The organism is Sphingomonas astaxanthinifaciens DSM 22298 (assembly GCF_000711715.1).
Taxonomy (GTDB): domain Bacteria; phylum Pseudomonadota; class Alphaproteobacteria; order Sphingomonadales; family Sphingomonadaceae; genus Sphingomicrobium; species Sphingomicrobium astaxanthinifaciens_A.
The window spans coordinates 772302-796278 of record NZ_JONN01000001.1; the positions used below are offsets into that span (position 1 = coordinate 772302).

The window sequence follows — 23977 nt, forward strand, 5'->3', positions numbered from 1 at the left end:
TCGCGGAGGAGCAGCGTCGTGCTTTCGAGGAAGACCATCGCCGCCAGCGACCCTCGGGACTGCGCTGGCCGGGTTTCCTGTTCCGCAACTAGGAATTGCGCCGCCGCGCCAGCCAGTGCCCGAGCCCGATCAGCAGCGCGATCGGAATGGCCCAGAGGAGCAGATGCTCGGCATGTTCGATCCGGCCGAAGGCGCGGGTGATGCCTGCGCCGAAGATATAGCCGAGGCTCGCGAACAGCACCCCCCACAGGCTCGCCGCGAGGATGTTGCAGAGGAGGTAAAGCCGCGCCGGGACCTTGCTCGCGCCGATCACCAGCGGCGACACGGTGCGCAGGCCCCACAGGAAGCGAAAGCCCAGGAGAAAGACGCGCGGGCGTCGCTCGAGAAGGTCGACCGCGCGCCTCGCCGCGGGCTTCGCCAGCCAGCCCTGCACCCGCGCCGAGCGGCCGAGCCGGCGGCCGGCGAGGAACAGCCCCTGGTCGCTGAGGAAGCTGCCGAGCGCGAGCGCGGCCATCACCGACGGCAGCGGGAGCCAGCCGCGGTGCGCCGCCATGCCGGCGAGGAGCGCCGCGGTCTCGCCCTCGAGCGCCGCGCCGAGCAGCACCACGGGCAGGCCGTAGGCAGCGATCAGCGCCTCGAGCGTCACGGGCGCATCAGCGCCGGCGGGCGTCCGGGAAGCTCGGCCAGCGATGCTGGGCAAGCTCGGTCAAGGTCGTCGTCGGCGTGCCCGCAAAGCCCTGGTAGACCCACAGGTTGCGGAGCACCGCCGGGACATAATAGCGGGTCTCCCAATAGGGCATGGACTCGATCCACAGCAGCGGATCGCCGCGGTCGTTGACCGCCCAGCGCCCGACCGGAAGCGGCCCGGCATTGTAGCTCGCGATGATCTTGGGAAGCTGCCCGCCCGTCGCAGGGTGGGTCCGCATCCACTGGATCCAGGCCTGGCCGAAGCTGAGGTTGGTGGCGGGGTCCTTGAGGTTGCCCCCGACGAGCCCGCGGCTGCGGCTGATGAGGTCGCGGGTCGTGGGGAGGACCTGCATCAGCCCGACCGCACCGGCCTGGCTGACCGCCTCGGCGCGGAACGAGGATTCCTGCAGGCTGTGGGCGAGCCCCAGCGCCGGGTCGATCGCCCAGCCTTCGCGGGGGCTCCAGCCCGGATTGGGATAGCGCGCCGCGATCGGCACCCGCGCGCCCGGCTGGCCGAAATGCCCGAGGAAATGCTGGGTCGCGGGAAGGTCGAGCTTGCGCGCCTCGGCGACCAGCGCGGTCTGCTCGGCCGGGGTGCCGATCCGCGCCTGGTGGCGTAGGAGCTCGCCCGCAAGATCGCGCTCGCCGACCTTCACCAGCGCCTCGGCCCGGACCACGTTGGGCAAGGCGGCGACCCGGCTCGCCTGGCCGGGGTCGAGCGGGGGAATGACGGTATCCATCGCCAGCGTCCGCCGCGCGAGCATCCCGTAGAAGGTCTCCTGGCTCCTGGCCGCGGCCCGGAGCAGGGGCTGGACCGCGGCCGGGCGCCGGCACGCCATCTCGGCCCGCGCAGACCAGTAATAGCCCGCCGCCGCGAGGCTCGGCTCGCCCGAACGCTGCCCGACCTCGCGGAAGGCGCGCGCGGCATTGTCGCAATCGTTCTGCCGCCAGCTCGCCAGCCCGCTCACCCACTCGGCCTGGACGCCCCACGGCCCGGTCGCGCCGGCCCGGGCGATGTCGGCCACCCGCCGGGCCTCGGCATCCTCGCCGCGCACATAATAGATCCACGCGACGCGCTGGCCGAGCTCGGCGCGCGCCTCGGGGGTGAGCAGGCTGGCGCTTTCGGCGAGCAAATTCTCCGCCCCGAGCGCGTCGTCGGCCTTGACCAGGGGTTCGAGCGCCTTGCGGACCCTGTCGGCCTCGGCATCGCCGGTGACCCCCCGGTCCGCCCGCGGCGCGGAGTGCTGCCGATCGGGACCAGCGCGGCGCGGCGCGGCACCGGCGGGGTCTGGAGCGCGCCCCTGGCCAGTGCCAGCCGCTGCAATTGCTCGGCCTGGGGCAGCTCGGGCGCCTCGGCGATAAGGGCCAGCACCTGCTCGGCGGTGACCGGGGGCGAGCCCTTGGCGGTATAGAGCTGGGCCTTGGCGAGGGCGGCGATGGGCGACCTCGGCAAGGCCGCGATTCCGGCGCTGGCGGCCGCCCATTGCTGCGCCCGGATCGCCGCGAACACGCCGGGCCAGTCCTTGGGCACCACGACCACGGGCCCCGGCGGCGGCGCGGGCGGCTGGGCGGTATCGACCTCCTGCGGCTCGGTCAGCGGCGCGAGTGGATCGTCGGGCGGCGTGGTCGGCTGGTCGGCGGCAAGGAGGGACGCAAGAACAACAGGCAGGATCAACGGGCTTCCCCCATGAGGAGCAGGAGATCGGCCCAGGCAAGGGCCTTGTGACCGGGATTGGCGAGGAGGTGGCGGGGCGGGAAGGTGACCACGGCCGGGACTCCGCCGACCCGGTGGAGCTTGCCGCGGGCCTGCGCCATCGGCTGGCCGATCAGCAGCTTGGCCGGCGCGTCGCCGAGAAGCAGCAGCCGCTTGGGCGCCGCCAGCGCGATCTGCCGCAGGATCGTCTCACGGCAGGCGTCGGTCTCGCTGGCCGAAAAGCGCGTACCCGTTCCCGAGAAGCAGGTCAGCGCGGTGACATAGGCCGCCTCGGGCGCGAGCCCGATCGCTGCCAGCATCCGCACCGTCAGCGCATAGGCCGCGCCGCCGATCGGCCGGCCCTCCTCGACATCCTCCGACTGGGGGATGCCCGAGACCAGCATGACCTCGGCCCCGGCCGGCCCATGCGGCAAGGCCCGCGCGGCGCCGGCCCGGAACAGCGGCAGATCGGCGGTCTCGGCCAGCCAGGCGTGGAAGGCGTCGAGACTGTCCGGCCGTTCCACTCCCGCCTGGGGGAGAGGCCCCGCAGGGGCGGAGGGGGTTTGGGGGACAGACTGGGTCGCGGCCTCCTCCGTCGGCTCCGCCGTCAGCTCCACAGGGTTCTCGGGGGAGCGACGGGGGGCGCGCCAGTCGCGCGGCGCTTCCCCCACCGCGGTGTCGACCCCGGCCTCGATCCACCAGGCGAGCAGGTTCGCGGCCTCGGCCCGGCCCAGTCCCTCTCTGTCTACGCGCCCGTCCATCATGCCCAGCATAGTCCTCGCGGCCATTGACGGAAGGGGCGGCGAACGCCAAGCCGACAAAGAGATCAAGTCGAGGGTTTGTGGGTCAATGAGCGACCGGGAGTCGATGGAATATGATGTCGTGATCGTGGGCGCGGGGCCGGCCGGCCTCAGCGCGGCGATCCGCTTGAAGCAGCTGGCGAACGAGGCCGGCCGCGAGCTTTCGGTCTGCATCCTCGAGAAGGGCTCGGAAGTCGGCGCGCACATCCTGTCGGGCGCGGTGATCGATCCCAGGAGCCTCGACGAGCTGCTGCCCGAATGGCGCGAGGACAGCTCGTGCCTGCTCAATCGCGTGCCGGTCACCAGCAACCACCATTGGGTGCTGACCAAGACCAAGAAGTTCAATCTCCCGCACCTGATGATGCCCTCGTTCCTCGATAACAAGGGGACGTTCACGGGCAGCCTCGCCAACCTCTGCCGCTGGCTCGCCGGCAAGGCCGAGGAATTGGGCGTCGAGATATTCCCCGGCTTCCCCGCCGCCGAAGTGCTCTACCACGACGACGGCTCGGTGAAGGGCGTCGCGACCGGCGCGATGGGGATTGCCCGCGATGGCCACCACAAGGGCGACTACCAGCCCGGCATGGAGCTTCACGCGCGCTACACCTTCTTCGCCGAGGGCGCGCGCGGTAGCCTGACCAAGCAGCTCAAGAAGCAGTTCGACCTCGAGGCCGAGTGCCAGCCGCAGGTCTATGGCATCGGCATCAAGGAATTGTGGGACGTCGATCCCGCGAAGCACGAGCCGGGCAAGGTCATCCACACGCAGGGCTGGCCGCTCGACGATGCGTGGGGCGGGGGCTGGATCTACCACCAGGACAACAACCAGGTGTCGATCGGCTTCGTCGTCGCGCTCTCCTACAAGAACCCGCACCTGTCGCCGTTCGACGAGATGCAGCGCTACAAGCAGCATCCCGCGATCCGGCCTTTGCTCGAGGGCGGGCGCCGGGTGTCCTACGGCGCACGTGCGATCAACGAGGGCGGGTGGCAGAGCATTCCCAAGCTGGCCTTCCCCGGCGGCGCGCTGATCGGCTGCTCGGCGGGCTTCGTGAACGTGCCGCGGATCAAGGGCACGCATACCGCGATGAAGTCGGGCATGCTCGCGGCCGAGGCGGCCTTCGCCGCGATCGGCGCCGACCGCCGCGGCGACGTCCTCGCCGATTACGAGCCCTCGGTCCGCAACGGCTGGGTGGGGGAGGAACTCCGCAAGGTGAAGAATGCCGAGCCGGCGGTCGCCAAGTTCGGCGCGACCATCGGCACGATCCTCGCGGGCACCGACATGTGGCTCCGCCACCTCGGCGTGAATCTGCCGATCGAGATGAAGCACCATCCCGACCACGAGACTCTGTGGCGCCGCGACATCGCCCCGAAGATAGATTATCCGCGCCCCGACGGCGTGATCAGCTTCGACAAATTGTCGAGCGTCTTCCTCTCGAACACCAATCACGAGGAAGACCAGCCGGTCCATCTCCAGCTCAAGGACCCGACCATCCCGACCCGGGTCAACCTGCCCGAATATGACGGGCCCGAGCAGCGCTACTGCCCGGCCGGAGTCTACGAATATGTGCTCGAGGGCGGGGCGCCTAAGCTGCAGATCAACGCGCAGAACTGCGTCCACTGCAAGACCTGCGACATCAAGGACCCGTGCCAGAACATCAACTGGGTGACGCCGGAGGGCGGCGGTGGGCCGAACTATCCGAACATGTAGCCTGGCCCTCGCGCTGGCGCTCGCCGCGGCGCCGGTGGCGGCGGGCGCGGCGACGACGGTCGTTACCCGCTCGAGCCCGGCCCGGATCTTCGTGTCGGCGCGCGCGGCGCAGGAAGCGGGCGATGCGCGCCGGGCGGCGGTGCTCTACGCCATGCTGGCGCAAGGCGATCCGGCGAGCCCGGTACTGTCGGCCCGCGCGATCGGCCAGGCGATCATCGCCGGCGACATGCCGCTCGCGCTTCGGCTGTCGCGCGCCCGGCCCGCGCGCGACCTCGCCGTGGATGCCCGGCTGCTGCTTGCCGCCGACGCGCTGAAATCAGGCAAGGGCGCCGAGGCGATCGGGGCCGACTGGCCCGAGGAACTCGCCTTTCTCTCGCCCTTCGTCCGCGCCTGGAGCGCCGCCGAGCGCGGCCGCTGGAAGGATGCGGTGGCGCTTCTCGACGCCGTGCCGAGCGACCGTTCGCTCGCCCAGTTCGTGCCCGAGCACAAGGCGCTGATCCTGCTCGGCGCGGGCCGCTCGGCCGAGGCCCGGCCGCTGATCGAATCGGCGCTGGCCGCGGCGGGCGGGCGCGCGAACCGGCTTCGCATCGCCTTTGCCGCCGGGCTGCTCCGCGACGGCGACCGGGCGGGGGCGCAGGCGCTGCTCCAGGGCCGCGACATCACGCTCGTCCGCGCGTCGCAGGCGCTGGCCCGCAGCGGCAAGCCGCGGCTGCCCATCGCCACCGCAGCCGAAGGCTTTGCCGAGCTTCTGGCCGGGCTTGCGGTCTCGCTCGGCGACAATGACCGCCGCTCGCTGCCGATCGCGATCAGCCGCATCGCCCAATATGCCGATCCGGCCAATGACGAGGTACGGGTGCTGCTCGGCCTCCTCCTCGAGCAGAGCGGTCGCTCGGACGACGCGATCGCGACGCTGCGCGCCATGCCCGAGGGCTCGCCCTTCCTCAGCCAAGCGCGCGACGCCGAGGTCCGCAGCCTGCTCCGCGCCGGGCGCAAGGACGAGGCGCTGGCCCGCGCCTCCGCATTTGTCGCGAGCGGCGAGGCGAGCGCCGAGGACTGGAGCCGATTGGGCGACGTCAATGACGAGATGAAGCGTCACGCCGCGGCGGCCGAGGCCTATGGCCGCGCGCTCGCGCTGGTCGAGGCGGGTGGGCCCGGTCCCGAAGCCTGGTCCCTCAACCTCCTGCGCGGCGCCTCGCTCGAACAGGCCGGTTCCTGGCCCGAAGCGCGCAAGTCGCTCGAGGCGGCGCGGGCGCTCGCCCCCGACAACGCGACCGTGCTCAACTATGTCGGCTATGCCCGGCTGACCCGCGGCGAAGGGGTGGAAGAAGCCGAGAGGCTGATCGCCGAGGCCAGCCGCCGCGACCCCGACAATGCCGCCATCACCGATTCGCTCGGCTGGGCGCAGTACAAGCGCGGCCGGATCGACGAGGCGATCGTCACCCTCCAGCGCGCCGCCGCCGCCGAGCCGGCCGATCCCGAGATCAACGAGCACTTGGGCGACGCGCTTTATGCCGCGGGCCGCCGCTTCGAAGCGCGCTTCGCCTGGAACGCCGCGCTGGTCACCGCCGAGGACGAGGCGAAAACCCGGATCGAGGCCAAGCTCGCGGCCGGCCTGACCCCGGCCGTCGCCGCTCCGTGACCCGCCCGCCGCTGGTCGAGATCGCCCCGGCCAAGATCAATCTCGCGCTGCATGTCCGTGGGCGGCGGCCCGACGGTCGCCACGAGCTGGAGACCGTCTTCGCCTTCTGCACCGACGGCGACAAGCTGACCGCGCTTCCCGCCGACGGGCTGTCGCTGACCATCACCGGGCCCTTTGCGGCGATGCTCGACGACGGGCCCGCCAACCTCGTCCATCGCGCCGCCACGGCGCTCGCCGCCGAGGCGAGGGTGGGGAAGGGGGTGCAACTCACCCTCGACAAGCAATTGCCGGTCGCCTCGGGGATCGGCGGCGGCTCGGCCGATGCGGCGGCGGCGCTGCGGCTGCTGACCCGCCTGTGGGGCGCCGACCCGGCCCATGCCGCGAAAATCGCGCCCGAGCTCGGCAGTGACGTGCCGGCCTGCCTCCTCAGCATGACCGCGCGCGGCACCGGGGCGGGCGACGCGCTCGAACTGGTCGACGCGGGCGTCGCGGGGACGCCGGTCCTGCTGGTCAACCCGCTTCTTCCGCTCGGCACCGGCGCGGTCTTCGGGCGCTGGGACGGGGTCGATCGCGGTCCGCTCGGCGACTGGCGCCAAGGCCGCAACGACCTCGAGGCGCCGGCGCGGAGCCTGGTCCCGGCAATCGGCGACGTGCTCGACTGGCTTGGAAAACAGGAGGGGGTCGAGCTCGCGCGCATGTCGGGCTCGGGCGCGACCTGCTTTGCGCTCTTCGCCAGCGAGGAGGCCCGCGATGCCGCCGCCGCGGCCTGCCCCGACCGCTGGTGGCACTTGGCGAGCTTCCTCCGATGACCCGCCCGATCCTCACCGCCGCCGCGATGCGCGACGCCGAGGCGGCCGCCCCAGTCGACCTCGCCACGCTGATGGAGCAGGCCGGGCAAAGCCTCGCCGAGGCCGCCAGCCGCTTTGCCGGGTCGATGCCGGCCCTCGTCCTGTGCGGGCCCGGCAACAATGGCGGGGACGGCTATGAAGCGGCGCGCTTCCTTGTCGAGCGGGGGGTGGCGGTGCGCGTCGCCGCTTTGGCCGAGCCCGCGACCGACCTTGCCCGGGCGGCTCACAATCGCTGGACCGGGCCGATCGAAGCCTTCGACACCGCCGCCCCGGCGCCGCTGCTGGTCGACTGCCTCTTCGGAACCGGCCTCAAGCGCGGCCTCGAAGATGCTGTTTCGCAACGTCTTTGTGCGCTTGCTGGCGAGGCAAATCTGGTCGTCGCCGCCGACCTTCCGAGCGGGGTCGAGGCGGACAGCGGCGCGATCCTCTCGCCGGTCCCGGCCGCCGACCTGACCGTCGCCTTCGGCGCCCTGAAGCCCGCGCACCGCCTGATGCCGGCCATGGCACGCACGGGCCGGCTGGTCCTCGCCGACATCGGGATCGCTGCGTCCACCGACTGGTTCGAGCTTGCCGAGCCCGTGCTTCCGCCGATCGCGGCGGACGCCCACAAATACAGCCGCGGGCTGGTCCATGCGCTCGCCGGGACCATGCCGGGCGCGATCGCGCTTGCCGCCAGTGCCGCGGCGCGGAGCGGGGCGGGCTATGTCCGGGTCTCGACCGGCGCACCCATCGCCGGGCTTCCGCTGAGCATCGTCCAGACCGGCGACGCCAAGTTGAGCGATCCGCGGATCGGCTGCATCCTCGTCGGCCCCGGTCTCGGCGAGCTGCCGCATTTCCTCACCCTCGCGCTGACCAGTCGGGCGCCCAAGGTCATCGACGCCGACGCCATCGCCCTCGTCGGCGACCCCGAGCGGCTGCGCGGGCAGGACGCGATCCTCACCCCCCATGCAGGCGAATTCGCGAAGCTGTTCGGCGACCTTCCCGGCACCAAGGCCGAGCAGGCGCTCGCCGCCGCCGCGCATTCCGGCGCGGTGATCGTCTTCAAGGGACCCGATACGCTCGTCGCCGCCCCCGACGGCCGCCTCGGCTTCGCGCCGCCGGCCCCGGCCTGGCTGGCCAGCGCGGGGACCGGCGACGTCCTGTCGGGCATCATCGCTGCGCTCCGCGCCCGCGGCATGCCCGCCTTCGAGGCGGCCTGCGCCGGCGTCTGGCGCCACGGGCGCGCCGCCGAGCGCGCGGGCCCGTCGATGATCGCCGACGATCTCGTGGCCGCGCTGTGAGCGAGACCATCGTCCGGATCGCCGCGCGGGGCGAGGGGGTGACGGCGAGCGGCCGCCACGTGCCTTTCGCCGCGCCGGGCGACACGATCGCCGAGGACGGGACGCTTGTGCCCGGTCCGCACCGGCAAGTGCCGCCATGCCGCCACTTCCCCGAATGCGGCGGCTGTCAGCTCCAGCATGTCGATGATGCGGCCTATGCCGCCTATCTGACCGGCCGGGTCGAGGGCGCGCTCGCCCAGCAGGGGATCGTCACCGAGCTTCGCGCGCCGCATCTCTCGCCCCCGCGCTCGCGCCGCCGCGCCACCTTGCGCGCGCTTCGGGCCGGGGGGCGGATCGTGCTGGGCTTCAATGCCGAAAAGTCGGTGAAGGTGATCGACCTTGCCGAATGCCACATCCTGCGGCCCGAGCTGTTCGCAATGGTCGCGCCGCTGCGGCAATTGCTGAACCGGCTCCTCAAGGCGAAGAAGACCGCCGAGGTCCAGCTGACCCTCGCCGACCAGGGCGTCGACCTCCTCATTCGCGGGGTCAGCGCCGAGGGGTTCGAGGCGGCGCAGGGGCTGGTCGATTTCGCGCAGGACCATGGCCTTGCCCGGCTCGCCATCGACGAGGGGCTCGGCCCCGAGGTCCGGTGGGAGCCGCAGCCCGCGACCGTCACCCTCACGGGCAAGCCGGTGCCGCTGCCGATCGGCGCCTTCCTCCAGGCCACGCAGGACGGCGAGGAGGCGCTGGTCGCCGCGGTCCGCGAAGCCGTCGGCGAGCCGGCGCGCACCGCCGACCTCTTCGCCGGGATCGGCACCTTCGCGCTTGCGCTCTCCGGCAAGGTCCTCGCCGCCGAGGCCAGCCGCGACGCCATCCTTGCGCTCAAGCGCGCCGCGCCCAACGTCCTAGCGGACCACCGCGACCTCTATCGCCGCCCGCTCACCGCCGCTGAATTGGCCGGGCTCGACGCCATCGTCCTCGATCCCCCGCGCGCCGGGGCCGAGGCGCAGGTCGCCGAGATCGCGAAATCGGGCGTCCGCTCCGTCGCTTACGTCAGCTGCAATCCCGCGACCTTCGCGCGCGATGCGGCAAGGCTCGTGGCCGGCGGCTACCGCCTCTCATGGGTGCGTCCGGTCGGCCAGTTCCGCTGGTCGACCCATGTCGAACTGGCCGCCGCCTTCGTCCTCTAATGCCAGAGCGCCATGGCGGCGTGGAGCGTCAGCCCGGCGAGGCAGATGGTGCCGAGGACGAACAGCGGAAAGCGGACCCTGAGATCGTTGACGAAGATCTGCACCAGGCTGTGGACGACCCGGATCGCGACATAGGCCCAGGCCAGCGCCACGTTCATCGGGTGGTCGAAGCCCATGATCGCGAGCGACAGCATGATCGCGTAGAAGAGGGTCGGCTGCTCCATCAGATGCGCATAATTGTGCGCCGGCCAATTGGCCTTGCGATCGAGCACGCCTTCGAGGTCCTGCCCGCGCCCGCCGCGGCTCGGGTCGACCTTGATCCCCGCCCGCTTGATGGCGCCGAAGCGGACAAAACCGAGCACGAACAGCACCAGGAGCGACCAGGCGACGAGGGCGACCACGGGGCCGAGGAGAGCGGTCGAGATCATGGGCGGGCGATCCTCAGAAGACGTGCGTCAGGGCGATGACCACCAGGCCAAGCAGGCACAGGCTGGCGGCGAAGAAGAGCAGGAAGCGGAAGCGGGTGATGTTGACCGTCGTCTGCACCAGGCTGTGGACGATGCGCAAAGCCACATAGCCCCAGCCGAGCTGGACCGCGAGCGCGCTCTCGCCGCCCGTCACCATCAGCAGCAGCGCGACCGCGTAGAAGAGCGTCGGCTGCTCGAGAAGGTGGTTGTAGTTATGCGCCTTCCACTGGACTTCGGGCGGAAGCTTCTGGTCGAGGCTGGCCCCGGTCCCGCCGCGCAGGGTCTTGAGGTCGATGCCGGCGCGCATCATCGCCGGGATGCGGGTCAGGTACATCCAGAAGAAGATGACGAAGGTCCAGGCGGCCAACAGGGCGACCGGCTGTGCCAGGGCATGTGACATCATAAGAAAAACCCTCCCCCCAGAGGCTGTCCGGGGGGAGGGTAATCGATTGTTGCGTCAGCGCAACCGTTGCCGTCAGTCGAACAGCTTGGCGAAGGCGCGCTTGGCGCGGGTCTTCCAGTGGCCGCGGTGATAGGCGTCGCTGGCCAGCAGCGGCAGCACCGAAGTGGCTTCCGCGAACACCATCTGCTCGAGCGCGGTCGAGACCTTGCCCCAGCTCGCGGCTTCCTGGAGGGTCGAGGACGAGCAGGCGCCGTCGCGGACGTCCGCCACGGTGATCTGCACGGCGTACTTGTGGACCTCGACGTCCTCGTGGCCGAGGATCTCGGCGCAGACGACGGTGTCCTGCGTGAAGTTCTTCGGCACGCCGCCGCCGATCATCAGGAGGCCGGTGGTGCCCGCCTTGATCTTGATGTCGGTCAGCTCGCGGAAGTCGGCGATCGAATCCATCGTCATGTAGCGCCGGCCAGCCTTCATCGCGTCGACCTGGTGCTTGACGAGGCCGAAGCCCGCCGAGCTGTCGGTGAACGCCGGGCAGAAGATCGGCACGTCATGCTCGTAGGCGAGCTTGACGAGGCTGTTCTCCTTCTTGCCGTTGCCCTCGACCAGCCACTTGCCCATCTCCTTGATGAACTCGCGGCTCGAATAGGGGCGCGGCTCGAGGCGATCGGCGATCTTGCCGATGGTGAAGTCGCAATCCTGGAGCTGCTCTTCGTCGATGTAGGTGTCGTAGATCCGGTCGATGTAGAGTGAGCGCAGCGTATCGTCGTCGGGAATCTCGAGCGCCTGATAATGCTTGTGGCCAAGCGCCTCGAAGAAATCCATGTCGACGATGCTGGCGCCGGTAGCGACGATCGCGTCGACCATGTTCGAGCGGACGAGCTCGGCATAGAGGTCCATGCAGCCGCCGGCCGAGGTCGAGCCCGCGATCACCAGGATCACCGAGCAGTCGGGGTCGGCCAGCATCTGGTTGTAGATGTCGGTGGCGCGGGCGAGGTCGCGGCTGGTGAAGCTCATCTTGCCCATCGCCTCGACGATCGGGCGGGCGTCGAACTTGGTGATGTCGATATGCTCGACGGTGCTCGAGAGCAGTTCCGCCTTGCGATTGTCGTTGATCGTGGACTCGGTGTTCATGGGTGCTCCAATAGCTCCAGCAGTTCCCCTCCCGCGGGCGGGAAGGGCTAGGGGTGGGCAGGTGCCCGCTATTGGCCGTCGTTGTTTACATTGGGGGGACAGGCCCACCCCCGACCCCTCCCGCGCACGGGAGGGGGGATAGGTTTACAGCTTGACCACGTTGGAACGCGCCGGCGCCGAAGCTTCTCCGTAGAGGCTCGCCATCGGTGCGTCGCTCACCGCGACCGCCCACCCGCTCGCCGAGCCGAAGCCGTTGAAGCGGGTACGCATCGCCGAGCCATAGGCGCCGAGCATGCCGATCTCGATATAGTCGCCGGCGGCGACATCGGCCGGAAGCTCGAACGGGCCGGCCATGCGGTCGAGGTCGTCGCAGGTCGGGCCATAGAAGCTGAACGGTGCCTCGCGGACGTCGCTCTCCTCGTCGCGGACCAGCCGGACGGGGAAGCGCCAGCCGATGTGCGCGGCGTCGAACAGCGTCCCGTAGGCGCCGTCGTTGATGTAGAGCTCGTCACCGCGGCGCTTCTCGACCCGCACCAGCACCGACGCATATTCGGCGCAGAGCGCGCGGCCGGGCTCGCACCACAGTTCGGCCGAGTAGCTGATCGGCAGCTTCTCGAACGCTTCGTGGATGACGGCGAAATAGGTCTCGAGCGCGGGCGGCTCCATCCCCGGATACCAGGACGGGAAACCGCCGCCGACATCGACGATGTCGACCGTGACCGCCGCCTCGATGATGGCGTCGCGGACGCGGACCATCGCCTCGGCATAGGCCGCCGGGGTCATCGCCTGGCTGCCGACATGGAAGCACAGGCCGAGCGCGTCGGACGCCTGGCGGGCGGCCATGAGCAGCGACTTTAGCTCTTCCGGCGCGGCGCCGAACTTGGACGCGAGGCTGAGCTTCGCATGCTCGCTCGACACCCGCAGGCGGACGAGGAGGTTGAGGTCGCTCGCGGGCTCACCGTCGGTGGCGGTCGCGGTGACGATCTTCTCGAGCTCCTCGAGGCTGTCGAGGCTGAAGGTGCGCACGCCATGCTCGTGATAGGCCTCGGCGATCGCCTCCTCGGCCTTCACCGGGTGCATGAAGCAGAGGGTCGCCTGCGGCAGCGTCTCGCGGACCAGCCGGACCTCGCCGATCGAGGCGACGTCATAATGGGTGACGCCGCCGTCCCACAGCACGCGGATGAGGTCGGGCGAGGGGTTCGCCTTGACCGCATAGAGCGACTTGCCGGGAAACTTCTCGACGAAGAAGCGCGCCGCAGCCTTCGCCGCGTGGGGACGCAGCAAGGTGACCGGCTGGACCGGCTTCAGGCGTGCAATTTCGGACGCATCCGCGGCCACGAAAGCCTCGGTGCGATCAGACAGGGGCGCTAGCCCCAGCGCGAAGGGATGCTCTGCCAACTCAAGGGACCTCCAAGTGCCTTTCGGCAACGTTTGACGAACAGCTGCCTTGCGGTTGGAAGTCCCATGGGGCAGCGGAGGCGCGATATATGAACCGGCCCCCCTTAACGCAACCTTTTTATGGTCACGGGAATGTCACAGCGCCTCGCTTTGGCGCAGCACTACAACGGGTCAGCTAAGTCCATGAAGAGCAATGTGAATTTGCCGACCCGCGAGGACGTTCTCGCCGCTTCGGAGCGGATCGCCGGACTGGTCGAGCGTACCCCCCTTCGGGAAGTGGAGATCGGCGGCCACAGGCTGTGGCTCAAATGCGAATCGATGCAGACCGGGGGTTCGTTCAAGCTGCGCGGCGCGAGCAACCGATTGGCGTTATTGAATGAATCGGAGCGGCGGGCCGGCGTGGTCGCCTTTTCGAGCGGCAATCATGCGCAAGGCGTGGCCATTGCGGCGAGGCGCCTGGGCATCCCCGCGACCATCGTCATGCCGTCCGACGCGCCCCGGCCCAAGGTCGAGGGCACGCGCGCGCAGGGGGCGGAAATCGTCTTCTACGACCGTGAGCGCGAAGACCGGGTGGCCATCGCCGAAGCGCTGGCGGCGGAGCGCGGCGCGGTCGTCGTCCCGAGCTTCGACGATCGCCACATCATCGCAGGGCAGGGGACCGCCGGGCTCGAGATCCTCGAGCAATGTCCCGAGCCCGTCCACCAGATCGTGGTGTGCTGTGGCGGGGGCGGGCTCGCGGCGGGGATCGCGCTCGCCTGTCCCGACGCCGACATCGTTACCGTCGAGCCGCAAGGCTGGGACGACATGGCCCGGTCCTATGCCGCCGGCGCAATCGTGCCGGTCGGCCCCAATCCGCCGCCGACCCGCTGCGACGCGCTCCAGACCCCGCGCGTCTCGCCGCTGACCTTCGGCATCCTGCAGGCGCGCGGCGCGCGCGGGCTTGCGGTGAGCGAGGATGAGGTGCGCGCCGCGGTCCGCTTCGCGTGGCACGAACTCGAGATGATCGTCGAGCCCGGCGGCGCGGCGGCGCTCGCGGCGGTGCTGGCGGGGAAGCTGGCGCCCGAAGCCGGGACGGTGGTGCTGGTCACCGGCAGCAATGTCGACCCGGCGCTGCACGCGGCCCTGGTCGGGTGAGGGCCTAGTTGGTCGCGCTGGTCCGGTAGGCCCCGGGATCGAGCTGCGCGGGCGAGACCAGCTCGACGCTGCGGGTCAGCTCTTCGAGTTCGGCGGCGAGGATCTGCAATTCGGCCACCAACGCCTTGGGATCGGTCTCGCGAATGTCGCGGCTGGCGTCGAGGAGGGTGTCGAGCATCATCGCGATGCACGGCAGGATCGTGCCCTCGATGCGCTCGAACGCATCGGCAAGCCGCTGATTCTGGTCCCCACTCAACATAAGGCTGCGGTGTAGGAGAAGAGGGGTTAAGAAGCGGTTTGCAAGGAGACCCGCGTGAACGAGACCGCCGCCACCCTGATGTCGATCGCGATGCTGGCGGCGTTCGTGCTGCTCGGCTTCGGCGCGCGCCTCGCCTTCAGGCCGGCAACGCGAAAGCAGGGCGGGCTGATGGTGGTGGCCGGGATCGTCCTGGTCGCCAACGTGCTGGTATGGACGGTGTGACGCAAACGTCGTCCCGGTGCAGGCCGGGACCTCGGGCAGACAAGCGCTGTATCACGTCGCCCCGGCCTTCGCCGGGGCGACGCTAGAGGGCCTACTTGCCCAGCCGCATGTCCAGGTAATTGTCCACGCTCTTCATCAGGAGGTCATGCTCCTGCGCGAAGAAGTGGTTCGCGCCGGGGATGGTGTCGTGGTGGATGGTGATGTGGCGCTGGGTGCGCAGCTTGTCGACCAGCTTCTGGACGCTCGACGGCGCCACCACCTCGTCGGCCTCACCCTGGATGATGATGCCCGAGGACGGGCAGGGGGCGAGGAAGCCGAAGTCGTACATGTTGGCCGGCGGGGCGATCGAGATGAAGCCCTTGATCTCGGGCCGCCGCATCAGGAGCTGCATCCCGATCCAGGCGCCGAAGCTGACGCCCGCGACCCACGTCTGCTCGGCCTCGGGGTGGATCTGCTGGACCCAGTCGAGCGCGCTCGCCGCGTCCGACAGCTCGCCGATGCCGTTATCGAACACGCCCTGGCTCTTGCCCACGCCGCGGAAATTGAACCGCAGCGTCGCGAAGCCGCGCCGGACGAAGGTTTGATAGAGCAGCTGCACGATCTTGTTGTTCATCGTGCCGCCCGCCTGCGGGTGGCTGTGCAGGATCAGCGCGACCGGCGCGCGCGGGCGGATGCCCGGATGGAAACGACCTTCGAGGCGGCCTTCCGGCCCCGGAAAGATGACTTCGGGCATGATTTCCTTGAAGGCTATGGGGAGTTGAACCGCGCGCCTATATAGGCGGCACCCGCGAAACAGCAATCACGAGTGTGGCTTGAACCGTCCCCGAATCTATCTCGACCATGCCGCGACCACCCCGGTGCTGCCCGAGGCCCGCGACGCGATGGTCGAGGCGCTGGAGCGCTGGGCCAATCCGTCGAGCCCGCATGGGGAGGGCCGCGAGGCCAAGGCCGCGCTCGAACGGGCCCGCGCCGCCATCGCCGACGCGCTCGGCTGGCGGCATGACGTCATCTTCACCAGCGGCGCGAGCGAAGCGATCGGCATCGCCGCGTCCCGGGCGACCGTGCCCGGCCGCCACGTCGGCGCGACCGAGCATGACATCGTGCCTCATGCGATGGGCGAGGCGGCGGGCGTGCTGCCGGTCGGCGGCGACGGGCTGATCGACCGCGCGGCCCTGACGGCGGCGCTCGAGGCGGGTCCGGCCCTCGTTGCGATCCAGCAGGTCAATAACGAGACCGGGGTGATCCAGCCGCTCGGCGAGATGGCCAGCGAGATCCGCGCAGCGGGATCGCTCCTGCTCGCCGATTGCGCCCAGGGCGCGGGGAAGATCGATTTGCCCGACGCCGACTTCATCGCCTTGTCGGCGCACAAGTTCGGCGGGCCGCCGGGGATCGGCGCCCTGCTGGTCCGCGACCTCGCGACGCTCAAGGCGATCGGCGGACAGGAGCGGGGCTATCGCCGCGGCACGCAGAATCTCCCCGCGGTCGCGGCCATGGCGGCCGCGCTCGCCGCCCGCGCCCACCGCGACGCCATGCCGCGCCTCGCGGACTTGAGAGACCGGCTCGAGGCGGGGGCGAAGGCCGCCGGCGCCATCGTGATCGGCGAGGGCGCCCCGCGGCTTCCCGCGATCAGCGCCATCGCCTTGCCGGGGGCGTCCAAGGACGGTCTCCTCATCCAGCTCGACCTCGCCGGCTTCGCGGTCAGCGCGGGCTCGGCCTGCTCGAGCGGGAAGCTGAAGGGCAGCCGCGTCCTCGCCGCGATGGGCCTAGCACCCGAAGTGGCGGGTGGCGCGCTCCGGATCAGCCTCGGCCCGCAGACGCGCGAGGCCGACATCGACGCCTTCGTCGCCGCCTACGCCGCCATCGCCGCGCGGGCGCAGGCCGCATGATCTATCTCGACTATCAGGCGACGACGCCGCTTAGCGCCGAGGCGAAGGCGGCGATGCTTCCCTGGCTCGACCATTTCGCCAATCCGCATTCGCCCAGTCGCTGGGGCCGTGAAGCCGCCGCCGCGATCGAGCATGCGCGCGGGCAGGTCGAGGCGTTGCTTCCTCCAAGCGGATCGCTCGTCTTCACCAGCGGCGCGACCGAGGCGCTCAACATGGCGCTGCGCGGCATCGAGGGGCGGATCGTCACGCTTGCCACCGAACATGCCGCCGTCCTCGACACGGCCGAATGGCTGGCCGGGCAGGGCCGCGACGTCGAGGTCCTGCCGGTCGGACCCGACGGCCTCGTCGACTTCGACCGCCTGCGCGACGCGCTGGGGCAGCCGACCGCGCTGGTCGCGGCGATGCTGGTCAACAACGAGATCGGGGTGATCCAGCCCATCGTGGAGATCGCGGCCCTCGCGCATGACGCCGGCGCGCTGATGCTGTGCGACGCCGTCCAGGGCTTCGGCCGCATGGCCATTCCCGACGGTCCCGACCTCGTCGCGGTCAGCGCGCACAAGATCCACGGGCCCAAGGGCATTGGCGGCCTGTGGATCCGTGAGGGCGTGCGGATCGCGCCGTTGCTCCACGGCGGCGGGCAGGAGAAGGGGCTGCGCTCGGGCACGTTGTCGCCGATGCTCTGCGCTGGCTTCGGTGCCGCGGCCGCGCTGGCCAAGTCCCGGATCGATGCCGACCAGGCCCATGTCGAGACCCTCTGGCGGGCCGCGCTCGACGCGCTCGGTCCCGGCTGGATCGTCAATGGCAGCCTCGAGCGTCGCTACCGCGGCAACCTCAACGTGCGGCGGGAGGGGCTCGATTCGGCCCGCCTGCTCACCGACTGCCGGCAGGTCGCCTTCTCCCTCGGCAGCGCCTGCGCCAGCGGGTCGGGCCGGCCGAGCCATGTGCTGCGCGCGCTCGGACTGAGCGAGGCCGAGGCGCGGCAGAGCATCCGGCTCGGCTTCGGGCGCCATACGACCCTCGCGGAGCTCCGTGCCGCCTGCACGTTGATTCGCGGCGCCGCCGAGGCCCAGCAACGGTTTGCCGCATGACCCTGGTGCGATTTCTGAACAGTGACGGCGCACTCGACCGCGAGGTGGAAGCGGCCGAGGGGGCGAACCTCCTCGACGTCGCCCAGGCCGCGGATCAGCCGCTCGAGGGCACCTGCGACAAATCGATCAGCTGTTCGACCTGCCATGTCATCCTGTCGGCGGAGGATTTCGCGCGGATGCCGCGGGCGAGCGAGGAAGAGGAGGACCTCCTCGATCTCGCGCAGGACGTGCGGCGGACCAGCCGGCTGGCCTGCCAGCTGACGGTCTCGGGGGCGGTGATGACGGTGAGGATGCCGGGCTGAGGCGCCGGCCGAGGGTGGGAGCCGGAACGACCCGGAACGAAATCGTTGTGGCTGCTTCCTTCCGGACCTGACCAGGTTGGCGACGGCTCCGTCCGCCCGACTCCCGCGGCGCATATGGCGGGGCGGGGGACAAAGCGCAAGAAGTGGCGCGGGGGCGCGGGGCTGCTTACAGTCGGCGGCGATGACCGACGACGAATCACCGGGCCTCGGCCTCGACCTTCCCGCCCAGCCGCTGGAGAAGAGCGCCGCCGCTTCGCCCTACCGGGTGCTCGCGCGCAAATATCGCCCGCAGAGCTTTGCCGAGCTGATCGGGCAGGACGCCATGGTGCGGACGCTCGGCAATGCGATCGCCAGCGGCCGTATCGCCCATGCCTTCCTGCTGACCGGGGTGCGCGGGGTCGGCAAGACCTCGACCGCCCGGCTCGTCGCCAAGGCGCTCAACTGCATCGGCCCTGACGGCAAGGGCGGCCCGACGATCGATCCGTGCGGCGTGTGCGAGCCGTGTCGCGCGATCGCCGAGGGGCGCCACATCGACGTCACCGAGATGGACGCCGCCAGCCACACCGGGGTCGACGACGTCCGCGAGATCATCGAGGCGGTGCGCTATTCGGCGGTCAGCGCGCGCTTCAAGATCTACATCATCGACGAAGTCCACATGCTCTCGAAGAACGCCTTCAACGCCCTGTTGAAGACGCTCGAGGAGCCGCCGGCGCATGTGAAGTTCCTGTTCGCCACCACCGAGGTCAACAAGGTGCCGGTGACGGTGCTGTCGCGCTGCCAGCGGTTCGATCTCCGCCGCATCCCCGCCGAGGCGCTGGTCGAGCATTTCCGCCGCATCGCCGAGATCGAACAGGTCGACATCGAGCCCGACGCCCTCTCGCTGGTCGCCCGCGCCGCCGAGGGCTCGGCGCGCGACGGCCTCTCGCTGCTCGACCAGGCGATCGCGCATGGGGCGGGGGTCGTCACCGCCGACGCGGTCCGCGACATGCTCGGCCTTGCCGATCGCGGCCGGATCCGCCGCCTGCTCTCGCTGCTCCTGTCGGGCGACGCGGCGGGCAGCCTCGCCGAGCTCGACGAGGCGCGCACGCTGGGGATCGAGCCGACCGCCCTCCTGCGCGGGCTGATGGAGCAGACCCACGCCGCGACCCGCACCAAGGCCGGTGGCAGCGCCGACCCGCTTGCCAGCGCCGAGGAACGCGCGGCGAGCGAGGAGCTCGCCGGATCGCTTGGCTGGGGGCAGCTCCACCGGCTGTGGCAGATGCTGCTGAAGGGCCTGTCCGACGTCGCAGCCGCGCCCGATCCCAATGAGGCCGCGGCGATGGTCCTGCTGCGCATCATCCATGCCGCCGAGCTGCCCGACCCCGCGACCGTGATCGCGCGGCTGCAGGCGGGCGGGGAGACCGGCGCGGTTTCCGTGCCCGCCGCGCGCGCCGCCCCGCCGCCCGCACCCCGCGCTGCCGCCGCTCCTGCTCCGGTCGCTCCGGCACCCGAGCCCGAGCCCGCCGAAGACCCCGCGCCGGCCAGCTTCGTCGCGCTGGTCGACCTCATCGAACGCCGCGGCAAGGCGATCCGTGCCTCGCAGCTCCGGCGCGAGGTGGGCCTCATCCGCTACGCGCCGCCCGAACTAGTACTGAAGCCGCTCCAGCCGCTCGGCCCCAACTTCACCCGTGAACTCACCGACGACATCCGCGCCGCGCTCGACGCGCGCTGGACCGTCACGCTCGGCGACGGCGAAGCCGAGCCGTCGCTCCAGGCGCAGGAGAAGATGGCCGAGGAGCGCGCCCGCGAGGCCATCCTCGCCGAGCCGGGCGTCGCTGCGGTCTTCGCCGCTTATCCCGGCACCACCCTCGAATCCGTTTCATCCAAGGACGCCAACCATGCCTAGCCTCGAAGAAATCATGCAGATGGCCCAGAACGCCCAGGCCGAGCTCCAGAAGGCGCAGGACAATCTCGACACCATCGAGGTCGAGGGCCAGTCGGGCGGTGGGCTGGTCAAGGTGCGCTGCTCGGCCAAGGGCCGGATCATCGCCATCTCGATCGACGACAGCCTGCTGCAGCCGAGCGAGAAGACGATGCTCGAGGACCTGGTCGCCGCCGCCTTCAACGATGCCCGCGCCAAGGCCGACCAGGCCGCCGCCGCCGAGATGCAGAAGATGAGCTCGACCCTGCCGCTTCCGCCGGGCTTCCAGATGCCCTTCTGATCGCGTCGGTCGCCCCCGGCGGCGCTTGACTCGTTCCCGCCAGCCGTCACTCTCGTGACAGGAGGGTCAGGGATCATGCACGCACTCGGGGCAATGCAACATTGGCCGCTCAGGGTCATGCGGCTGGTCGATCATGCCGCGCGCGAACATGGGGATCGCGAGATCGTCAGTGCCTGGGCGGACGAGACGATTACCCGCACCAACTGGCGCGGGGTGGCCAGCGACGCACGGCGCATGGCGAAGACGCTGAGCCGGATGGGAATCGCCAAGGGCGACCGGGTCGCGACGCTGTCGATGAACCACGCCCACCATCTCACCTGCTGGTATGGTGCGATCGGGATGGGCGGCATCCTCCACACCATCAACCCGCGGCTCTTTCCCGACCAGCTCGCCTATATCGCCAACCACGCCGAGGACCGCGTCCTCCTCTACGACAAGGCCTTCGCGCCGCTAGTCGAGAAGATGAAGGGCGAGTGGCGAACGATCGAGCATTACATCTGCATGGACGATGGCGAATATCGCTCGTGGATCGACACGTCCGACGACGACTTCGCCTGGGTCGAGGGCGACGAGCGCGATCCCTGCGGCCTGTGCTACACCAGCGGCACCACCGGCAATCCCAAGGGCGTGCTCTACGAGCATCGCTCGACCATGCTCCACACCCTCGTCGAGGTGAGCCCCGACGTGTTCGAGCTGTCGGGCCGGACCACCGTGCTCCCGATCGTGCCGATGTTCCACGCCAACGCCTGGGGCGTGCCCTGGGCGGCGCCGATGGTGGGGGCGAAGCTGGTCCTGTCGGCCGACTATCGCCCGGCCCAGATGTGCGAGCTGTTCCGCGAGGAAGGGGTGACGCATTCGGCCGGCGTGCCCACCGTCTGGCTCGGCATGATCGACCATATTGAGCGTACCGGCGCCAGCCTCGGCTCACTGAAGAGCGTCTCGATCGGCGGCTCGGCCGCGCCGCGCGCGATGGTCGAGTGGTTCCGCAGCAAGGGGGTCAGCGTCGGCCATGCCTGGGGTATGACCGAGACCAGCCCGATCGGCACCTGCGGCACCCCGCCGCCCAACTGGGACGACATGACCGACGAGGAGCAGGTCGACTTCGTCTGCCGCCAGGGCCGAATCCCGTTCGGGATCGAGCTTCGGATCGTCGACGACGAGGGGCAGGTCCTGCCGCGCGACGGGATCGCCACCGGCCGGCTCCAGACCCGCGGCCACTGGGTGGTCCAGCGCTATTTCAAGGAAGAGCAGGATTCGACCGACGCCGACGGCTGGTTCGACACCGGCGACGTCGCCGCGCTCCATCCCGACGGCACGATGCAGATCACCGACCGTGCCAAGGACGTGATCAAGTCGGGCGGCGAGTGGATCAGCTCGATCGAGCTCGAAAATGCCGCGGTCGGCGTTCCCGGCGTCGCCGAGGCCGCGGCGATCGGCATCGCCCATCCCAAGTGGGACGAGCGGCCGCTGCTCCTGATCGTCCGCCGCCCCGACAGCGACGTCCATGCCGAGACCATCCGCGAGCATCTCAGCCGTCATGTCGCGCGCTGGTGGATGCCCGACGCGATCGAGTTCGTCGACGCGCTTCCCCACACCGCCACCGGCAAGCTCAGCAAGAAGACGCTCCGCGAGCAGTGGAAGGATTATGTCTTGCCGACGGCAGCGGCGATGGTCGGGCGCTAGCCAGCCCGGTCCACGAAGGTGGTCGGGCGCTAGCCAGCCCGGCCCTCGAAGGTGGTCGGGCATCAGTCTTTCTGCTAGGGACCCGCTCGCCAGAGGGCCGGGCGGCCGCGTCGGGGACTTGTCCCCGCCGAGGAAAGTCCGGGCACCACGGAATAACGGTGCCGGGTAACGCCCGGCGGGTCGCTTTCGGGCGGCTCAGGGATAGTGCCACAGAAAGCAGACCGCCGCTCTTCGGGGCGGTAAGGGCGAAAGGGTGCGGCAAGAGCGCACCGCGGCTCCGGCAACGGCAGCCGGCACGGTAAACCCCACCGGGTGCAAGATCGAATAGGGGTGGCACATGGGCCTGTTCCGGCTCGCCGCCCGGGTTGATTGCTGGAGCCGTCGCGCAAGCGCCGGCCGAGAGGAATGGCCGCACAGCCGCGCAAGCGGTGGACAGAACCCGGCTTACAGGCCCTCTGGCACTTTCACCGCTGGCGACTAGTTAGGCAGCAGATGGCGCGTTCCACCCGATCCAACGACTGGGGTTTTCCCCGCTGGCGTTCCTATGCCGACAAGGGGCGGGACGCCGCGCGGATCCGGCTGTGCGACCGCGAGGGCTGCAACGAGCCCGGCGACCGGCCCGCGCCCAAGGCCCCGGGCAGCCGCGAGCGCTGGATGTTCTGCGAGGCCCATGCCGCCGAATACAACAAGAACTGGGACTATTTCGCCAATCTTTCCGCCGCCGAAGCCGCCGCGCGCGAAGAGGCCGAGGCGCGCGAGGCGTCGGGCTTCCGCCAGTCCAAGCATTATGCCTGGGGCGGCCCCGGCGACGGCACCCGCAGCCGCGAGGAAATGCGCGCGCTGTCGGTGCTCGACCTCGACAGCGACGCCAGCTTCGCCGAGGTGAAGGCCGCGCACCGCAAGCTCGCCAAGGCGCATCACCCCGACCTCAAGCCCGGCGACGAGGAGGCGGCTACCCGCTTCCAACAGGTCCAGGCCGCCTATGACGTGCTGAAGAAGGCCGAGGAGCGGAAGGAAAGCGCCAAATAGCCGTCGTCCCTGCGCAGGCAGGGACCTCAAGAGGCTTGCGCTCCCACTGCCGAGGTCCCGGCCTTCGCCGGGACGACGATTTTCCTTCAATCCACCGCCACGAAGGTCGCCGCGCTGTGCGCGATGGGCCGGCCTTCATCCCCGCCGTGCGCCACCCCGCGGACGAAGGCGACCTGGCGGGTCACCTTGTAGCATTCGCAGCGCGCGATCACCGTCTCGCCGCGCGCGGCCGGGCGGAGATAGTCGAGCCTGAGGTCGAGCGTCACCGCCGGACGGAAGCCGCCGATTGCCTGCCAGATCGAGGTCCCCGAACAGGTGTCGACCAGGCTGACGATCGCGCCGGTGGCCATGATCCCCTCGTCGGTCATGCTGACCAGCTCGGGCCGCCAGGGGAGAGCCAGCTCGACCCAGTTGTCGCCATGCGCGCGATATTCGAGCCCGAGCGCGCGGCCGTGTCCGACGCGCCGCGCCATGGCGAAGAAGGCGGCGGGGTCGAAGGGGCCGCTGACGCCGTCGCGAAAGTCGCTCATGCCAGCCGCTTCGCCGTGTCCTGGATCAGCGCGATCATGTTCGGGATGCCCTGCGTCCGGTTGCTCGACAGCTGGCGCGACAGGTCGAACGGGTCGAGCGCGGCCACGATGTCGGTCGCGGCGATCTCGGCCGCCGGGCGGTCCTGCACCGCGCTCAGCACCAGCGCGACGATCCCCTTGGTGATCGCTGCATTGCTGTCGGCGAGGAAATGCAGCCGGTCGCCCTCGGCCTGGGTCGGATAGACCCACACGCTCGCCGAGCAGCCGCGTACCTTGGTCGCGTCGGTCTTGAGCGCGTCGGGCATGGGCTCGAGCTCGCGGCCGAGGTCGATCAGCAGCCGGTATCGCTCCTCGCCGTCGAGAAGTTCATAATCGTCGAGAATGGCGGCAAGGGCGGGGAGGGGCATCGGCCCGGCCTTAGGGAAA

At 70.3% G+C, this 23977-nt stretch carries 27 protein-coding genes and 2 other RNA genes; 17 read left to right on the forward strand and 12 right to left on the reverse strand.

Going from position 1 to position 23977, the window contains the following annotated elements:
• Positions 1 to 88: 88 nt before the first annotated feature.
• Both BS69_RS0103805 and BS69_RS13095 read right to left on the reverse strand, forming a co-directional pair.
• On the reverse strand, positions 89 to 646 hold the full coding sequence (locus BS69_RS0103805; protein ID WP_029940656.1) for a DedA family protein: 558 nt from the start codon (positions 644 to 646) through the stop codon (positions 89 to 91).
• 7 nt (positions 647 to 653) lie between these two features.
• Entirely contained in the window at positions 654 to 1820 is a 1167-nt protein-coding gene (locus tag BS69_RS13095) for a lytic transglycosylase domain-containing protein (RefSeq protein WP_051676518.1), read from the reverse strand.
• A 108-nt stretch (positions 1821 to 1928) separates the two neighbouring features.
• On the opposite strand from BS69_RS13095, the gene BS69_RS14165 reads away from it, so the two are divergent.
• Positions 1929 to 2099, forward strand: a complete 171-nt coding sequence (locus tag BS69_RS14165) for a hypothetical protein (protein ID WP_156956872.1) — start codon at positions 1929 to 1931, stop codon at positions 2097 to 2099.
• 9 nt (positions 2100 to 2108) lie between these two features.
• Positions 2109 to 2378, forward strand: a complete 270-nt coding sequence (locus BS69_RS14170) for a hypothetical protein (protein WP_156956874.1) — start codon at positions 2109 to 2111, stop codon at positions 2376 to 2378.
• On the opposite strand, the gene BS69_RS13100 is transcribed toward BS69_RS14170, so the two are convergent.
• Positions 2359 to 3141 (reverse strand): uracil-DNA glycosylase family protein, encoded by a 783-nt coding sequence (locus tag BS69_RS13100; protein ID WP_169738052.1) that lies wholly within the window; start codon positions 3139 to 3141, stop codon positions 2359 to 2361. The two genes, BS69_RS14170 and BS69_RS13100, sit on opposite strands and share 20 nt — an antisense overlap.
• An 88-nt stretch (positions 3142 to 3229) precedes the next feature.
• On the opposite strand from BS69_RS13100, the gene BS69_RS0103820 reads away from it, so the two are divergent.
• The 5 genes from BS69_RS0103820 to BS69_RS0103840 are packed head-to-tail and all read left to right on the forward strand — an operon-like array spanning position 3230 to position 9818.
• On the forward strand, positions 3230 to 4882 hold the full coding sequence (locus BS69_RS0103820) for an electron transfer flavoprotein-ubiquinone oxidoreductase (RefSeq protein ID WP_029940657.1): 1653 nt from the start codon (positions 3230 to 3232) through the stop codon (positions 4880 to 4882).
• Positions 4857 to 6521, forward strand: coding sequence for a tetratricopeptide repeat protein (locus tag BS69_RS0103825; protein WP_156956878.1), 1665 nt, complete (start codon positions 4857 to 4859; stop codon positions 6519 to 6521). The genes BS69_RS0103820 and BS69_RS0103825 overlap by 26 nt, the downstream gene beginning before the upstream one ends.
• A complete protein-coding gene (locus BS69_RS0103830; protein ID WP_029940659.1) occupies positions 6518 to 7330 on the forward strand; it encodes a 4-(cytidine 5'-diphospho)-2-C-methyl-D-erythritol kinase in 813 nt (270 codons plus the stop codon). The genes BS69_RS0103825 and BS69_RS0103830 overlap by 4 nt, the downstream gene beginning before the upstream one ends.
• Positions 7327 to 8649, forward strand: coding sequence for a bifunctional ADP-dependent NAD(P)H-hydrate dehydratase/NAD(P)H-hydrate epimerase (locus tag BS69_RS0103835; protein WP_029940660.1), 1323 nt, complete (start codon positions 7327 to 7329; stop codon positions 8647 to 8649). Before BS69_RS0103830 ends, BS69_RS0103835 begins: the two co-directional genes overlap by 4 nt.
• Positions 8646 to 9818 (forward strand): class I SAM-dependent RNA methyltransferase, encoded by a 1173-nt coding sequence (locus BS69_RS0103840; protein WP_029940661.1) that lies wholly within the window; start codon positions 8646 to 8648, stop codon positions 9816 to 9818. Before BS69_RS0103835 ends, BS69_RS0103840 begins: the two co-directional genes overlap by 4 nt.
• On the opposite strand, the gene BS69_RS0103845 is transcribed toward BS69_RS0103840, so the two are convergent.
• The 4 genes from BS69_RS0103845 to BS69_RS0103860 form a co-directional block, all read right to left on the reverse strand.
• Positions 9815 to 10246: an MAPEG family protein gene (locus BS69_RS0103845; protein ID WP_029940662.1), complete on the reverse strand. Its 432-nt coding sequence runs from the start codon at positions 10244 to 10246 to the stop codon at positions 9815 to 9817. The two genes, BS69_RS0103840 and BS69_RS0103845, sit on opposite strands and share 4 nt — an antisense overlap.
• Positions 10247 to 10259: 13 nt before the next feature.
• A complete protein-coding gene (locus tag BS69_RS0103850) occupies positions 10260 to 10688 on the reverse strand; it encodes an MAPEG family protein (RefSeq protein WP_211248103.1) in 429 nt (142 codons plus the stop codon).
• Positions 10689 to 10760: 72 nt separating this feature from the next.
• The gene (locus BS69_RS0103855; protein WP_029940664.1) at positions 10761 to 11819 is read right to left on the reverse strand and encodes a 1,9-bis(guanidino)-5-aza-nonane synthase; all 1059 of its coding nucleotides are present in this window, start codon (positions 11817 to 11819) and stop codon (positions 10761 to 10763) included.
• Positions 11820 to 11963: 144 nt separating this feature from the next.
• A complete protein-coding gene (locus tag BS69_RS0103860; protein WP_029940665.1) occupies positions 11964 to 13217 on the reverse strand; it encodes a type III PLP-dependent enzyme in 1254 nt (417 codons plus the stop codon).
• Positions 13218 to 13400: 183 nt separating this feature from the next.
• Between BS69_RS0103860 and BS69_RS0103865 the strand changes: the two genes are divergently transcribed.
• Positions 13401 to 14351: a threonine ammonia-lyase gene (locus tag BS69_RS0103865; RefSeq protein WP_029940666.1), complete on the forward strand. Its 951-nt coding sequence runs from the start codon at positions 13401 to 13403 to the stop codon at positions 14349 to 14351.
• A 4-nt stretch (positions 14352 to 14355) separates the two neighbouring features.
• Here the strand turns inward: BS69_RS0103865 and BS69_RS0103870 are convergent, their stop codons facing one another.
• Positions 14356 to 14610: a hypothetical protein gene (locus BS69_RS0103870; protein ID WP_029940667.1), complete on the reverse strand. Its 255-nt coding sequence runs from the start codon at positions 14608 to 14610 to the stop codon at positions 14356 to 14358.
• A gap of 54 nt (positions 14611 to 14664) precedes the next feature.
• Between BS69_RS0103870 and BS69_RS14175 the strand changes: the two genes are divergently transcribed.
• On the forward strand, positions 14665 to 14832 hold the full coding sequence (locus tag BS69_RS14175; protein ID WP_156956883.1) for a hypothetical protein: 168 nt from the start codon (positions 14665 to 14667) through the stop codon (positions 14830 to 14832).
• A 91-nt stretch (positions 14833 to 14923) separates the two neighbouring features.
• Here the strand turns inward: BS69_RS14175 and BS69_RS0103880 are convergent, their stop codons facing one another.
• Positions 14924 to 15565: an alpha/beta hydrolase gene (locus BS69_RS0103880; RefSeq protein ID WP_029940668.1), complete on the reverse strand. Its 642-nt coding sequence runs from the start codon at positions 15563 to 15565 to the stop codon at positions 14924 to 14926.
• 79 nt (positions 15566 to 15644) lie between these two features.
• Between BS69_RS0103880 and BS69_RS0103885 the strand changes: the two genes are divergently transcribed.
• From BS69_RS0103885 to BS69_RS0103895, 3 genes are read left to right on the forward strand one after another with little or no spacing between them, the layout of a single operon-like run.
• On the forward strand, positions 15645 to 16718 hold the full coding sequence (locus BS69_RS0103885; RefSeq protein ID WP_029940669.1) for a cysteine desulfurase family protein: 1074 nt from the start codon (positions 15645 to 15647) through the stop codon (positions 16716 to 16718).
• Positions 16715 to 17806, forward strand: a complete 1092-nt coding sequence (locus BS69_RS0103890) for a cysteine desulfurase family protein (RefSeq protein ID WP_029940670.1) — start codon at positions 16715 to 16717, stop codon at positions 17804 to 17806. Before BS69_RS0103885 ends, BS69_RS0103890 begins: the two co-directional genes overlap by 4 nt.
• Positions 17803 to 18108 (forward strand): 2Fe-2S iron-sulfur cluster-binding protein, encoded by a 306-nt coding sequence (locus tag BS69_RS0103895; protein ID WP_029940671.1) that lies wholly within the window; start codon positions 17803 to 17805, stop codon positions 18106 to 18108. The genes BS69_RS0103890 and BS69_RS0103895 overlap by 4 nt, the downstream gene beginning before the upstream one ends.
• 10 nt (positions 18109 to 18118) lie before the next feature.
• Here BS69_RS0103895 and ffs read toward each other — a convergent pair.
• Positions 18119 to 18216, reverse strand: an RNA gene (gene ffs, locus BS69_RS13920) — signal recognition particle sRNA small type.
• Between the two features lie 73 nt (positions 18217 to 18289).
• On the opposite strand from ffs, the gene BS69_RS0103900 reads away from it, so the two are divergent.
• The 5 genes from BS69_RS0103900 to BS69_RS0103915 all read left to right on the forward strand — a co-directional run bounded on the left by BS69_RS0103900 (position 18290) and on the right by BS69_RS0103915 (position 23021).
• Positions 18290 to 19993 (forward strand): DNA polymerase III subunit gamma/tau, encoded by a 1704-nt coding sequence (locus tag BS69_RS0103900; RefSeq protein ID WP_051676520.1) that lies wholly within the window; start codon positions 18290 to 18292, stop codon positions 19991 to 19993.
• Positions 19986 to 20309 carry a YbaB/EbfC family nucleoid-associated protein gene (locus tag BS69_RS0103905; protein WP_029940673.1) on the forward strand — a complete coding sequence of 108 codons (324 nt, stop codon included), beginning with the start codon at positions 19986 to 19988 and terminating at the stop codon, positions 20307 to 20309. The genes BS69_RS0103900 and BS69_RS0103905 overlap by 8 nt, the downstream gene beginning before the upstream one ends.
• Positions 20310 to 20384: 75 nt before the next feature.
• Positions 20385 to 21992: a long-chain fatty acid--CoA ligase gene (locus BS69_RS0103910; protein ID WP_029940674.1), complete on the forward strand. Its 1608-nt coding sequence runs from the start codon at positions 20385 to 20387 to the stop codon at positions 21990 to 21992.
• Between the two features lie 89 nt (positions 21993 to 22081).
• An RNA gene (rnpB, locus tag BS69_RS13780) (RNase P RNA component class A) lies at positions 22082 to 22455 on the forward strand.
• Between the two features lie 29 nt (positions 22456 to 22484).
• The gene (locus BS69_RS0103915; protein WP_029940675.1) at positions 22485 to 23021 is read left to right on the forward strand and encodes a J domain-containing protein; all 537 of its coding nucleotides are present in this window, start codon (positions 22485 to 22487) and stop codon (positions 23019 to 23021) included.
• Positions 23022 to 23107: 86 nt separating this feature from the next.
• On the opposite strand, the gene BS69_RS0103920 is transcribed toward BS69_RS0103915, so the two are convergent.
• The gene (locus BS69_RS0103920; protein WP_029940676.1) at positions 23108 to 23551 is read right to left on the reverse strand and encodes a PaaI family thioesterase; all 444 of its coding nucleotides are present in this window, start codon (positions 23549 to 23551) and stop codon (positions 23108 to 23110) included.
• A complete protein-coding gene (locus BS69_RS0103925; RefSeq protein ID WP_029940677.1) occupies positions 23548 to 23958 on the reverse strand; it encodes a SufE family protein in 411 nt (136 codons plus the stop codon). The genes BS69_RS0103920 and BS69_RS0103925 overlap by 4 nt, the downstream gene beginning before the upstream one ends.
• Positions 23959 to 23977 lie beyond the last annotated feature (19 nt).